Here is a 12,336-nt window from a genome sequence, read left to right on the forward strand (position 1 = left end):
TTAAATTTACTTATGAACTAAAAGTAAAACTTAATCTTTCCTGATATTAACCGAAAAGAGTAAAAAGGTTGGTTAAACATTTAAGGATAGAAATGATTAAAGGCTTAGTTCATACTGTCGTTATTGCATCATTAAGTGCATTTGTATTTTTCACGAGTAGTGATATTGAAAGTACTCTTAAGCAAGAGCTTGGTAGTGGTGCGAACCCTTATAAACATGTTGATCGCTCTCCTGATTTTGTTAAACGCTCTATTGCATCCTTGTCTGATGACGTTACGGCCCGCGCTCTAAAAAAGAGAAGGGTTGAGGATATGCATATATATAAATCTTATGAAGAGTCCCTGTCGAAGCTTAAAGGTTGTATGCGAAATATTTGTCAGGAGTATTTCACAAGTGAAGATGTTTCTGAAAATTATGATAAATATGGGGATTTTGTCACAGCTAAGATTAACGAAAATATTAATCAGCTATATAATTTCACGTTAAAAAGAGGCTTTCGTTCTCATTCAATTATTACAACAGCTCTAGACTTTATTGATCTTGGAAATGAAGATTTAAAGAAGAACCTCGTTCTACTATTAAGTACACAAAAGAGTGATCTAAGATCTTTGAATGCTCTTATTCAGTTATCTCAAGGGGTGTATGGGAAAGATCTTCATTCACTCATTATTTTAGAACTAGAAAAGTATGCAGGATCTAAAGATTTTAAAGATAAGGTAAGTGATCAAATTGTAATGGTTTTAGCTTCTAGTCGTAGTAACGAGAACTCTCTGATTACAAAAGAGCTTTACCGATTTATTAATAAAGATAATCTACAGAAGTTTAATCAACTTCTGACAAAGATTCCTAATGAGAGTCTTGTTTATTCTCAGCTCTCTAATCATATTGAAAAGTTTGAATCCACTAATTTATAGGACAACTTTCAATTTCTTTGCAATTGCTATTTCTTTTTCATTTAAACTTAGTTGATAGGCGAGTATTTGTACCCCGACTTCTTTGGCCTTAATTAGCAATTTCTTGTATTCCATATCAACTTCACTAACATTAAAGCTTTTAACATCTTCACGTGAAATAATATAGAGCATTGTTGCCTCATGACCTTGTTCTTTTAATGCCATAAGTTCTTCAAGATGCTTTTGTCCACGAGTTGAAACTGCATCTGGAAATTGAGCTTGTTCACCAACTTTTAATGTAACATTCTTTACTTCAACAAAATTATACTTAAAACTTGCGTCTTCAAGCTGTAGATCTTTCTTATCAACCTCTTTATTGCTTAAGAGAAAGTCAATTCTACTTTTTCCTATTTTAACTTCACTCTTAAAGTATTTATAACCTTTAAGCTCTTTAAATTTTCCTAATTCAAGGCCCTCTTGAACAATTTTATTTGTCAGTCCAGTATTAACCATAATCCAAGTTTCATTATTAGATATCATTTGGGCAGAAAATTTTAGTTTTCTTTTTGGATCATCGGAATGAGTCATAAGAACTTTCCAGTCTGGCTCCCAACATGTCTTCATACTTCCAGTGTTAGCGAGATGGGCCGTTAAGACATCCGTAGTCTTGAACTCTTTAAAGTTTTTATCCAATTTAAAGTCTAATAAAAATCGTTTATAGCGTTCAATAATTGTTCCTAAAACCAATTCTTTCTCTTTAAATTGCATATTTTTCCTTGTGTGTATGTTGCTAAGCATCTGTAATTATATGTTACAATTAGCAATACAATATCATTTTAAGAGGACTTTGTGAAAACCGCTTTAGTTATTTGTGACAATGAAGTTTTAAATGCAATCTATAGTGTAAATCTCAAGACATATACTGAGTTGAATTTAATTTTTACGTCTTCATTAGATGAGGCCCTCAAGCACATCGAAAACACAGAGGTTTCAATTGATTTGCTCGTAACAATGGCATCCATTGGAGATGAGGATACCGCTCTTTTGGCCTTTCATAATCTAATCGAAAATGATCGTGATATCCCTTCAATTGTTATTGGAGAAGGGGATCTTATTCCAGATGAGAATTATGTCGTAAAAAATCAATTTGATATTCCAGGAATTTTACAAAATATTTTTGAATGCTTGAAAATTACACCAAAAGAAGTTTTGGCCGTTGTAACTGAAGAGTTATATGAAATGCCAATTCGTCTTTTCTTTCCATTTAATAAAGCCTTTTGTGACACATACTATATGCTGGAAAATGATGGTATTAAAACTCCAACTAAGATCTATGACACAGACAGTGATGTTTGGCCCAAGGTAAGAGAGTTTTTGGATCAGAATGTTTCACATCTTCTTATTCCTTCAAGAGAGCGTTTTGCGTTTACGAAAAGAGTTACTGAACTACTCATTGAAAGTATGAAAAAAGTAACACCAGAAACACCGCAACAAGAGTCTCTTCACTTTGTAGAGCAAAGTATTGATGCCATTGCTGAACAATTATTTGAAGATGAGGGAGTGACTAAAGAAGTTGTCCAATTATCTCAAATGTGTATGGACACAATGGAAGAAGTTATTGATAGTGTGCCAGATCTAAAGTCTATTTTAAAAGATCTAGCTGCTCTAAAGTCAGGCTTCCTTTATAGCCACTCGATTATTGCAGGTTATGTTTCTTCACATATCCTAGAGAATGTTGAATGGGGTGGCCCTGCTCATAAAGAAAAATTAAAATTTGTTCTCTACTTTCATGATATGTACCTTGTTCAAGTCTATAAGAAATATCCTGATCTTATGTATGAAGATAAAATTATCTTCGATCCTCAAGTTTCTGAAGAGGATAAGGAGATTATTATTAACCATGCTGCTGAGGCAGCAGATGCTATTAGGCGCTATCCTTCCTGTCCACTAGGTGCTGATGTTATTATTATGCAGCATCATGGAACTTCAAATGGCCTAGGTTTTGCCACAAGTTTTAAAGATGATATCTCTCCACTTGCTAAAGTTTTAATTATTGCCGAAGCATTCACAGAAGAAATATATCAACGAATTGAGGACCGTCAGAAAATCAATGTTGAAGATGTGATCACTAAATTACGTGAGCGATTTACTAAGCATACGTATAAGAAAATTATTGAAACACTGGCAACGATTAAAATTTAACTAGTATTGATTAGTAAAAGTAATTTATTCCTGCCATCGCTCTGTGATAAATACTATCGTAGTATTCATAAGAAATCTTTAAGCTAATATTTTTAGTGACATGAAACCTTGCCTCAGTATTCCATTCATGAAGCTTATTTAAGTTTAAATGATTTCTAAAGACGTACTGGTAACTTCCTTGCCATGAAAAATACTTGCCTGAATAGATGAATCTTAGCTTTGGTCCATAACTTAGAGAGTAGTCATACTCTGACTCGTAGACATAAGAGTTTTGAGTAGCGATAAATGCGGCAATTGCAAATGTTTCAGTTCCAAAAGTGTAGCCAAGGTCAAAATCGAGATATGGATTTAGTGTGCGGCTTTGATATGTAAAACTCTCTGCAAAACCAAATCCAAATTGCCAGCTAAGCTTCTTTGCAAAGACACTAACTGGCCTTAAGGCCTCAATGCGGGCAAGCTTTGCATCTACTAATCTAAGACGGTTTTCTTGATAGCGATTGTAATCTAGCTTTAGATTAACGAGTTCTGTTGTAGACATTGGGAGATAGCCATCTTGCAGATCAAGTGTATTGTGAAGAGCACCACGAAATTCGAAGTTTAGGTATTCTCCATGTGTATCAAAACTAGAACCTAGAGTGATCTGATTTGTGTGGTGGCCCTTATCAGGGGACTTTGGCATAAGAAATTCATAGTTAATTTCTTGTGAGTTTGATGCAAGCTTTGCACGCTTACTATTGATACGAAACTTCTTATTACGATACTCTTGCTTTTCTTTGTTCTTTAAGGACTTTGTTGCATCAACATCAGCATTCTTAAAATCTATATAGAGATTGTAAGTGTCTAAGACAAAAAGCTCTTTTGGATTATCATTGATACTGCTAATGTTTTTTGTATTCTTTACAAGCTTTTTAAAGAGTTCAACTTGTTCCGGAATCATCTCATTATATCTTGCTTTTAATTTTGTATAAGAAGCAGGTCTAACTTTAATATTTTTTACGATATTGTCTTGTTCAAAGAGAGCATAGATCGTATCGACAGGTGGTACTGTGGTATCAAGATTATCGATTAGTTTCCAGTCTGTTTTTATGGCATCTACAAATGCCAAGATATGATAAGAGCAGTTTTTCGTAAAGTAGAGGTAGTCAAAATAGGCCCTATTCATTTCAAAGAGGTGGGCCTGAAAATAAATGAGATCATTTTTGTCTAGGTTTAATTCATAATCCCAAAGGTCTCTCGATTCCATATTATTATATTCTTTAACCTTCACATAATATGGCATCATTGCATACATGCCCTTAAACCCACCAAAAATTCCTTTGTAACCATAGACAAGAGGATTCACGGTATCAACCTTAGCGCTAAAATCGACTCCGTAATCTAATAGGTCATTATCTTGCCCCTTCGAAGATTTTGATCGAACACGAAAGAAAGTGTGGCCAAAGGTTGAAGCTGGTTTCTCAATAAAGTATGAAGAAAAAATAATTGATACAGATGATATATCTATTTTCTTAATATATGCTTGATAAGCAGGACAGTCATTTAAATTGAGAGACTGTTTAATTAATCGATGTTCTTTTAAAAGCAAAAATCTTGCAGGGAAGAGACATTTAGGGTGATTATTCATGTCTTCGACTTCAACAGATTGAATGCTTGAAATTGATTTTTTTAACTCTTGAAGAGGAGAAGTTTTTCCCTGTTTAGAGAGGAAGTACTCATCTGCCTTCACAAGGGATTTGTAACCTAGGAGTCCTTTTTCATATCGGATAAGCTTCAACCACTTTTTCGATTTTGAAAAAGAGTCCAAGTGATGAGGCGCAAACTTTGCGTAAGATTTTTGTCCAAAGAGTAGGACGAGTAGTGTTGCAGTAATTATATATTTCATTCTAAATCAACTCTGGCGTACGAAATAAAGCCTACAGCCTAAGCTGTAGGCGATAAGATTACATTGCTAATACAGATTGGATATTATTGTGAATTGCTTGAGCGTCAGTATTTTGTGCAAAAATCATATCAAAGTTTTGCTTAAGGCTAGCTTTGTTCGCTGTTGGAGCATCTACTAGTGCGAGATATGCATCAAGGCTTTCTCCCTCTCCACGTGCAATATCGCTTGAAAGAGCAATCATATTGTTTTCAATAAAAGATATTGCAGATACTCGTGCTGATTTTGCATCTTCACAACCAAGAGTACCAGTTGACATTGCAAACGTCTGGTTACCAAAGATACCGTTTGTTGTTGCTGCTAGTACGTTAAGAGCTAGTCCTGACTTACCTTCGAAAATTACGGCACCAAGACCACACCCCGCTGGTCCGTGAGCTGCAATTGCTGAAGAAGTAAGAACAGTAAAAAGTGCCGCGCATAATAGTTTTTTCATCAATAAACTCCTTAATATTGAGATGTTTGTAAAACAATATAAAGAGTTTAGTTGACTAAGGATGAATGTAAATTAAAGTTAGCTCGTTTTTAAGTGAGTAAAACTTCTCCATTTTTTAAGAAATTTTTAATTTACAGAATCGTCCTTTGTAGAGCATTAAGTGGATCTTTAAAGTTACCTTGATTATAAACTTCCTTAATCTCTCGAAATATATTTAATAAATTCTTTTTTCCACCAGTGCTCGTACATAACTTTAAAATATAGTTATTTGCTAAAATAAATGCACATGAGTGGGCCGTCAGTTTATTTGTACTTAACTTGTGAGGAAAGCCATCACCCTTAGGTCTTTCGTGGTGTTGGGCCACGACAAAGTCAGCTTCAGGATAGCCTGTGAAATGTTGTGCAATTTCAGCGGCCTTAATAGGGTGTATGCGATAATTTTCCTGCTCACTTTCTTTAAACATTTTAAGCTGTGGGTCCTCAAGGGATTGAATTGAAGCAAGGTCTTCGTTATCCAGCATTGAGTCATACAGAAGAGAAGCAAGTCCAAGCTTCTTTTTAGAAGTTTCGGAGGCCCATCCAAGTGCTTGGAGTATAAAGTGAGATAAATAAAGTGTCATAATCGACTGGGTTGCAACATCGAATGGCCCTTTTGGAAATAATGAAAGAACATTACGATACTTCTTATTCTCAAGAATAATGTCGCGACTGCAAAGAATAACTTCATCACATAACTTGATGACATTCTCTGAGACACCAACTGTTTTTACATATTGATGAATAAGAAGAACCGCCTTAATTTGGTTCTCAATAACTTCTGAGTCCTGTAGTTTCTTTCTACTTTCAAATACTCTAAGAAGATTCTCGATTCCTTCTTCTAGAAATTTTAAATAATCATTCTTCTTTAAATAGAGAACTTTAATATTCTTTCGTGCATAAGAGTGGATTGTTGAATGAGAATACTTCTTATTTGCTGAAATGATCTTCGTATACTTTGTTTGTGTTAACTCTAAGTAGACATCATAGGCGATGGTATCAAATAGATAAAAACCACGAATTTTCATTGGAAGTAAGTCTTCATCCTCGAACTCTTCAATGCTTGAGCCAAAGTCTTCACTTTTTACCCAAGCTAGTGCCTTGTTCACCGCAGTCATAAAGTCTGCTTCTTCAATTGGGCGCAAAAGGGCCGAGCTTGATTCACTTCGTGCATATAGAGCATCAGGAATTCTTTGTTTGATCATTGCTTCCATGCCAATAAAAATAAATGGCCTTTGACCGGTAATAGAAAGTATTTTTCCTGCTAGCTGAGAAGGGTCTTCGTTTTTAAGAGAGACTTCTATAATGATCATGGCAAATGGACCTTCAAAACTTAAAAGGTCTATTGCGTCATCTCCACTTATTGCGCAATGAAGTTGGATATTTGGAAAGCAATTAGAGAACGAATCTCTAATATATCCCCATTCATCTTTCTCATCACAAATATATAATGCTTTCAAAAACGTACTCCTTAAATCAACTAAATAATCAACTCTTTAAAATATACCCTCTACATCGGTAAGTTATTGAAATAATAAAATTTAGTTAGTAAAAAAAATAAGCAAACAATTGGTAATTATACAAGAATTCGACTTTTTAAGATGGATAAATTTGTTTAAACTATTTTAAAGGGGTTAGCATGACAGAAAAGACAGTCGCTCTTGTAAAAGAGATGATAAAATTTGGCTTAATTAAAATTTCTCCACAAAATCCATTTAAGTACGCTTCTGGTAAAACAGGGCCTATTTATTGCGACAATCGTCTTATGTCTTCAGATCCAAAAATGTGGAAGCTTGCTATTGAATTAATGTGTGAGCAAATTGATGAAAATCAACTTTCTTATGACTTTATCACTGGTGTTGCAACTGCTGGAATATCTCACGCAGCAGCATTAGCATATCATCGAGGTGAGCCAATGAATTATGTTCGCTCAAAGCCGAAGGCCCATGGCACTGGTAAAGTAGTGGAAGGAAAAGTTGGCGAAAATAGTAAACTACTTTTAGTGGAAGACCTCGTTAATCAAGGCTCAAGTATTGAAAAAGTCATTAAGCTTATTCGCGAGCAGGGCCATGTGGTAGACTCTGTGCTGTGTTTGGTTGACTACCAAACTCCCAATGCCAAAAGAGTTGCCAAAGAGCTAGGAATTGAGATTTTTTCTTTAATAAATCTGAATCAATTAGCCGATATTTGTTTGTCGCAAAAATTGATCGAAGTAAGAGGCCACGCCCTTCTTATGAAATGGCAGCAAGACCCAGATAATTGGGAAAATTAATGGAATGCTGTGCATTTTAGACGCAAGACGTGTCGACAGATTTAGCAAAAAAAGATATGTATCTATTTAATTTAATTCGTATTTTTAAACGTATTTAAGTTATATCCAACTTAAATTTTGGAGGAATAAAATGGCCGATAGTGCAAAAATTGAAATCAATGGTCAAACTATTGAAGTTCCTGTGATTAAAGGAACTGAAAACGAAGTCGCTTTAGACATCTCAAAGCTAAGAGCACAAACAGGTGCAATTACTTTAGATATTGGTTTTGTTAACACAGGATCATGTACGTCGAAGATTACTTTCTTAGACGGAGAAAAGGGTATTCTAAGATACCGTGGTTACCCAATTGAACAACTTGCTGAATCTTCAAACTTTGCTGAAGTTTCATACCTTCTTTACAATGGAAAGCTTCCTACTGTTAAAGAACTAGATACGTTCAATAAAGAAATTTCTGCTAATAGCAAGCTGCCAGGTGGTGTTGAGAAAATCATTGACCAATTCCCTGGTTCTGCTCACCCTATGGGTGTTCTAGCTGCTGCGATCTCATCTCTAAGTGGTTTCTACCCAGAGTTCTTAGATCCAGAAGCAACAGAAGAAATCAAGAACAAAGCAATTGTTCAACTGATGGGACAAGTTAAAGTTATGATGGCGCAATTCTATCGCAAGACGATGGGAAAAAGCCCTCTAGCTTCAAACGCTAAGCTTGATTACTCATCAGACTTCTTAAATTTAATGTTTGATGGTGAAGTTGATAAAGATGTAGCAGATGCTCTTGATACTTTATTAATTCTACACGCAGACCACGAACAAAACTGTTCAGCATCAACTGTAAGAGTTGTTGGTTCATCTCATGCTAACGTATTTGCTTCAATTGCAGCTGGTGTTACAGCTCTTTGGGGACAATTACACGGTGGAGCAAACCAAGCTGTACTTGAGATGCTTGAAGAAATTAGAAAAGATGGCGGTGATTACCAAAAATTCATCGAAAAAGCGAAAGACAAGGAAGATCCATTCCGTCTTATGGGATTTGGTCACCGTGTTTACAAGAATTTTGATCCACGTGCAAAAATCATTAAAAAAGCATGTGACACAATTCTTGAAAAGCTTGATATTCAAGACCCTCTTCTTGACATTGCAAAAGGTCTTGAAGAAGTTGCTCTTAAAGATGAGTACTTTGTTAAACGTAACCTATATCCAAACGTAGACTTCTACTCAGGTATCATCTACAAGGCACTTGGTATTCCAACTAATATGTTTACAGCAATGTTCGTATTAGGACGTCTTCCAGGTTGGCTATCTCAGTGGAAAGAGCTTAGAGAAGATGGTGTACGTATTTCACGTCCACGTCAGGTTTACATGGGTGAGAATGAAAGAGATTACGTAGCGCCAGAAAAAAGATAGTATAATCTTTTAAAGCATATTTAATTTAGGCCCAAGGACTTCTTGGGCCTTTTTTTTAGGAAGTAGGAATGTTTGAATACGATAAAATTTTAAAGAGTCTTTTAAATCCAAATCTTAATAAGCAACAGCTTGCAAAACTTATTGGGACTCAATCAACTCAATTTACAAGTGAGCGTACTAAGCTTAAGAATAATTACTCAGATGAAGATTTAATCAGTGCTTATACATCATTTTACTTTCCTACAAATGCTCTGAAGCTTGAATTCCTAGTAGAGCATTTAAGTGAGCAGATGAAGACTGAAATCTCAAAAACTCATATCCTCGATATTGGAACAGGGCCAGGAACTTATGCCTTTGCGGCCAGTGAGTTATTTTCAGATGCTCTTTCATTTACGGGAGTCGATGAATCGAAGCTAATGATTGACCAAGCAAATAAGCTAAATGATGAGTATTTTCAAAACTCTAAAATTAGTTTTTCTCAGACACTTCCAAATGTTGATGATGCGCCAAGGACTCTTATTTTTGGAAACTCGATTAATGAGATGGGAATGCCAGCTGCCTTTAAAATCATTAAACGTTATAATCCTAAGTTCATTATCTGTATTGAGCCAGGAACAAAGGATGTTTTCAAAGACCTGCTTGCTCTTCGAAAGAAACTTCTTCTTATTGATTATAAAATTCAATATCCTTGCATGGGACAGGGGACTTGTCCTCTTGTAGGCATTGATGATTGGTGCCACCAATCAATTAAAACATCACTAGATTTTGAACTTGAGTCTCTATCCCAAGTTGCAAAGCTAGACCGTAAGGTCATGCCTGCAACAATCCACTTCTATGCACTTGAACATGTTGAGCAAAAGGCCGGAAAAGCTAGAATCATCCGTCTAAAAAAGAATATTAAGCATGCATTTCTTTGGGATGTCTGTGATGAAAATAATAAGTCACATACTTTGGAAGTACCAAAGAAGCTCTTTAAAAAGAAAGTTGTCAAACAACTAGAAGAAATCTCTTCTGGTATTTGCGTGCGTTATACAGTTGATAAAGAACTTGAAAACTCTACTGTTCGAGTTAAGACTATTGAAGTTGAAGGTTTCGAATAGGGGAGTTGAGACTTGGTTAGACTGCCCCATTATTTATTTTTTAACTCTTTGACTTCGTAGATAATTTTTTCTTTATCCATTTTGAAGTGTGGCATCGTTAAAACTTTAGAGAGAACATCTTTAGCTAGTTTTCTCATCTCTTTCGTTTCGAGAATGGCCATAAGTCGATTAACTTCTTCTTCAGTGTAATTGGCCTTTATACGCTTTTTGATTTCTTCTTTGATATCAACGAAGCTTGTATTGTCATCAATAATTTTTTCGAGTTTCTTATTATCCAAACTCTTGGCAGACTTTTCTATCAATTGTCTTTTAACAAAATCAGCACGCTCTTTTGAATCGTTGATTAAGTATTGTTCTTTGATAAGAATGTCGGCGATATAATTGATCTTATTATCAAGGTTTGCCAATGCCGAATTTGATAGTAGAAAAATTAAGAGAAATAAAATCTTACGCATAGAAGTCCTGTCTTTATATTTTAAAATTTTAACATGGAATAAGCTTATGAGCATGAATGAGCCAAATTTTTTTGTAGATAATTCCTTAAGCTTAGTTACATAATCATTCAATTTTATAATATCTCCACTCTGGTATGTTTAATAATATCAGTATGTTATAAGTTTTTCTTCTCATCTTTTTATTTAGTTAAACCGAGTAGTATTCGAGTGATTGACTATGATAAAGGGGAGAGGTCTTGAAGAAAATTATCATACTATTATTTATTCTTACTACTATAACTAGTTGTGTGTCTGAGGACGATTTAGATACAGCACTAGCTTATTGTCCAACAGGTGAAGATATATCAGGTCCTGGCTCAACGATAAATATTACAGCTGGCCAGCGAGTTGCTCAGGAGTTATCGATGAACGGTATAATCGGGGCAACTGTTTATATGGATCGTATCAGGCTCTTTATGTCTTCAGAGAATCTATCTTCTGTTAGTGTTAAGGTTTATAAAGACATTGAAGAGTCACATTCACATACCCCTGATGATGGAACACTTGTAGGAGCAGCTACTTTGACTAGTGGCCTGGGGAGTGCTGACCCCGCGACTGAGCATGATCTTTACTTTTCTTCTCCTGTTCCGTTTCAGGTAGGGAAAACTTATTATCTTATTGTTGATGGGGTTGGTGGTGATTTTTCGATGTCTATAACGACTCCTGGTTACTTACCGACGAGTAGGATCAATATTTATAACGGATCAAATTGGACTTCACCATATGGTTATGATCCAAATATTTCATTTGATGTATACTACTCACACTGTACAGGTATCTAAAAAAAAAGCCTCGCATTGCGAGGCTTCTTTTATATTCGAAAAATTTAATTCGATAATTACTTTTTCTTCCCAAGTGAAGCGTAAGAAGTACCAAATTTCTTTCTGAACTTGTCAATACGACCTTCAGTATCAAGAACTTTAGTTTTCCCAGTATAGAATGGGTGAGAAAGGCTTGAGATATCAAGCTTTACGTATGGGTAAGTTTTCCCATCAAACTCTTCTTCTGAATCAGCTTTGATTGTTGATTTTACTACAAATTTAGTGTCTGCAGAGATGTCGTGGAAAAGAACGTCTCTGTACTCTGGGTGAATACCTTTTTTCATTTTAAACCTCGTTATCTTTTGCATTGCTTGGTACAATGCTGATTTAGTATTAATTAGAGATTTGAGCAATTTCGCCCATATAGGACCATTTGTCAAGATCTAATGTAGTGCTTCCAGTACTTCCTAGTGAGCGCTACAAGAACCGCAACCTCCACCTGACTTGTCGGTTGGATCATTGAATTGCCAATGTCCATATTTTTCATTGATAAAGTCTATAGCGCTTTTTAAGGAGTTGAAATCTCGTTGGAATACCTCCATATCCTCACCGTCAACAACGGTAACTGAGTAGAGGATAAGCTCTTTCATTTGTCCGTCTACCTCCTGGATATCTCCAGTCATACCAATGAATGACTTAAAGTGCTCGCTATTAAAGTGAGCGAAGTTCCAGTTCTTTAGATTTACAAGATTTTGTGTTTCCATGCTGTATTTTTAGCAGTTGGCCCTTGCCATGACAATGTAT

The 12,336-nt window shown here is 35.3% G+C and carries 13 protein-coding genes; 6 read left to right on the top strand and 7 right to left on the bottom strand.

Going from position 1 to position 12,336, the window contains the following annotated elements; all coding sequences use genetic code 11:
• Positions 1-92: 92 nt before the first annotated feature.
• The gene (locus M902_RS15165; RefSeq protein WP_021268417.1) at positions 93-914 is read left to right on the top strand and encodes a hypothetical protein; all 822 of its coding nucleotides are present in this window, start codon (positions 93-95) and stop codon (positions 912-914) included.
• On the opposite strand, the gene sfsA is transcribed toward M902_RS15165, so the two are convergent.
• Entirely contained in the window at positions 909-1,661 is a 753-nt protein-coding gene (sfsA, locus tag M902_RS15170) for a DNA/RNA nuclease SfsA (RefSeq protein WP_021268553.1), read from the bottom strand. The genes M902_RS15165 and sfsA overlap by 6 nt on opposite strands.
• Before the next feature lie 81 nt (positions 1,662-1,742).
• On the opposite strand from sfsA, the gene M902_RS15175 reads away from it, so the two are divergent.
• The gene (locus tag M902_RS15175) at positions 1,743-3,095 is read left to right on the top strand and encodes a hypothetical protein (RefSeq protein ID WP_021268643.1); all 1,353 of its coding nucleotides are present in this window, start codon (positions 1,743-1,745) and stop codon (positions 3,093-3,095) included.
• Positions 3,096-3,105: 10 nt separating this feature from the next.
• On the opposite strand, the gene M902_RS15180 is transcribed toward M902_RS15175, so the two are convergent.
• The 3 genes from M902_RS15180 to M902_RS15190 all read right to left on the bottom strand — a co-directional run bounded on the left by M902_RS15180 (position 3,106) and on the right by M902_RS15190 (position 6,963).
• Positions 3,106-4,977, bottom strand: coding sequence for a DUF4105 domain-containing protein (locus M902_RS15180; protein WP_021268394.1), 1,872 nt, complete (start codon positions 4,975-4,977; stop codon positions 3,106-3,108).
• A gap of 58 nt (positions 4,978-5,035) precedes the next feature.
• Positions 5,036-5,467, bottom strand: a complete 432-nt coding sequence (locus M902_RS15185) for a DUF3015 family protein (protein WP_021268283.1) — start codon at positions 5,465-5,467, stop codon at positions 5,036-5,038.
• A 131-nt stretch (positions 5,468-5,598) separates the two neighbouring features.
• Positions 5,599-6,963 (bottom strand): metal-dependent phosphohydrolase, encoded by a 1,365-nt coding sequence (locus tag M902_RS15190; protein WP_021268135.1) that lies wholly within the window; start codon positions 6,961-6,963, stop codon positions 5,599-5,601.
• 179 nt (positions 6,964-7,142) lie between these two features.
• On the opposite strand from M902_RS15190, the gene pyrE reads away from it, so the two are divergent.
• The 3 genes from pyrE (at position 7,143) to M902_RS15205 (ending at position 10,277) form a co-directional block, all read left to right on the top strand.
• Entirely contained in the window at positions 7,143-7,775 is a 633-nt protein-coding gene (pyrE, locus tag M902_RS15195; protein ID WP_021268500.1) for an orotate phosphoribosyltransferase, read from the top strand.
• Between the two features lie 130 nt (positions 7,776-7,905).
• Entirely contained in the window at positions 7,906-9,177 is a 1,272-nt protein-coding gene (locus M902_RS15200) for a citrate synthase (RefSeq protein ID WP_021267869.1), read from the top strand.
• Between the two features lie 68 nt (positions 9,178-9,245).
• The gene (locus M902_RS15205; RefSeq protein ID WP_021268224.1) at positions 9,246-10,277 is read left to right on the top strand and encodes a small ribosomal subunit Rsm22 family protein; all 1,032 of its coding nucleotides are present in this window, start codon (positions 9,246-9,248) and stop codon (positions 10,275-10,277) included.
• Between the two features lie 29 nt (positions 10,278-10,306).
• On the opposite strand, the gene M902_RS15210 is transcribed toward M902_RS15205, so the two are convergent.
• The gene (locus M902_RS15210) at positions 10,307-10,732 is read right to left on the bottom strand and encodes a hypothetical protein (RefSeq protein WP_021268155.1); all 426 of its coding nucleotides are present in this window, start codon (positions 10,730-10,732) and stop codon (positions 10,307-10,309) included.
• A 236-nt stretch (positions 10,733-10,968) separates the two neighbouring features.
• Here M902_RS15210 and M902_RS15215 point away from each other — a divergent pair, with 236 nt between their 5' ends.
• Positions 10,969-11,553, top strand: coding sequence for a hypothetical protein (locus M902_RS15215; protein ID WP_021268481.1), 585 nt, complete (start codon positions 10,969-10,971; stop codon positions 11,551-11,553).
• A gap of 56 nt (positions 11,554-11,609) precedes the next feature.
• On the opposite strand, the gene M902_RS15220 is transcribed toward M902_RS15215, so the two are convergent.
• Together M902_RS15220 and M902_RS15225 are read right to left on the bottom strand one after the other, a co-directional pair.
• Positions 11,610-11,876 carry a type B 50S ribosomal protein L31 gene (locus M902_RS15220; protein WP_021268340.1) on the bottom strand — a complete coding sequence of 89 codons (267 nt, stop codon included), beginning with the start codon at positions 11,874-11,876 and terminating at the stop codon, positions 11,610-11,612.
• Positions 11,877-11,999: 123 nt separating this feature from the next.
• Positions 12,000-12,296, bottom strand: a complete 297-nt coding sequence (locus tag M902_RS15225) for a hypothetical protein (protein ID WP_021268470.1) — start codon at positions 12,294-12,296, stop codon at positions 12,000-12,002.
• Positions 12,297-12,336: the final 40 nt, after the last annotated feature.

Origin of the sequence: Bacteriovorax sp. BAL6_X (assembly GCF_000443995.1) — a bacterium.
Taxonomy (GTDB): domain Bacteria; phylum Bdellovibrionota; class Bacteriovoracia; order Bacteriovoracales; family Bacteriovoracaceae; genus Halobacteriovorax_A.

What these genes read in the sequence shown, in the direction of transcription:
- M902_RS15165 (WP_021268417.1), top strand. Translation starts at nt 93, where the DNA reads ATGATTAAAGGCTTAGTTCATACTGTCGTTATTGCATCATTAAGTGCA.
- sfsA (WP_021268553.1), bottom strand. Translation starts at nt 1,661, where the DNA reads ATGCAATTTAAAGAGAAAGAATTGGTTTTAGGAACAATTATTGAACGC.
- M902_RS15180 (WP_021268394.1), bottom strand. Translation starts at nt 4,977, where the DNA reads ATGAAATATATAATTACTGCAACACTACTCGTCCTACTCTTTGGACAA.
- M902_RS15185 (WP_021268283.1), bottom strand. Translation starts at nt 5,467, where the DNA reads ATGAAAAAACTATTATGCGCGGCACTTTTTACTGTTCTTACTTCTTCA.
- pyrE (WP_021268500.1), top strand. Translation starts at nt 7,143, where the DNA reads ATGACAGAAAAGACAGTCGCTCTTGTAAAAGAGATGATAAAATTTGGC.
- M902_RS15200 (WP_021267869.1), top strand. Translation starts at nt 7,906, where the DNA reads ATGGCCGATAGTGCAAAAATTGAAATCAATGGTCAAACTATTGAAGTT.
- M902_RS15205 (WP_021268224.1), top strand. Translation starts at nt 9,246, where the DNA reads ATGTTTGAATACGATAAAATTTTAAAGAGTCTTTTAAATCCAAATCTT.
- M902_RS15210 (WP_021268155.1), bottom strand. Translation starts at nt 10,732, where the DNA reads ATGCGTAAGATTTTATTTCTCTTAATTTTTCTACTATCAAATTCGGCA.
- M902_RS15220 (WP_021268340.1), bottom strand. Translation starts at nt 11,876, where the DNA reads ATGAAAAAAGGTATTCACCCAGAGTACAGAGACGTTCTTTTCCACGAC.
- M902_RS15225 (WP_021268470.1), bottom strand. Translation starts at nt 12,296, where the DNA reads ATGGAAACACAAAATCTTGTAAATCTAAAGAACTGGAACTTCGCTCAC.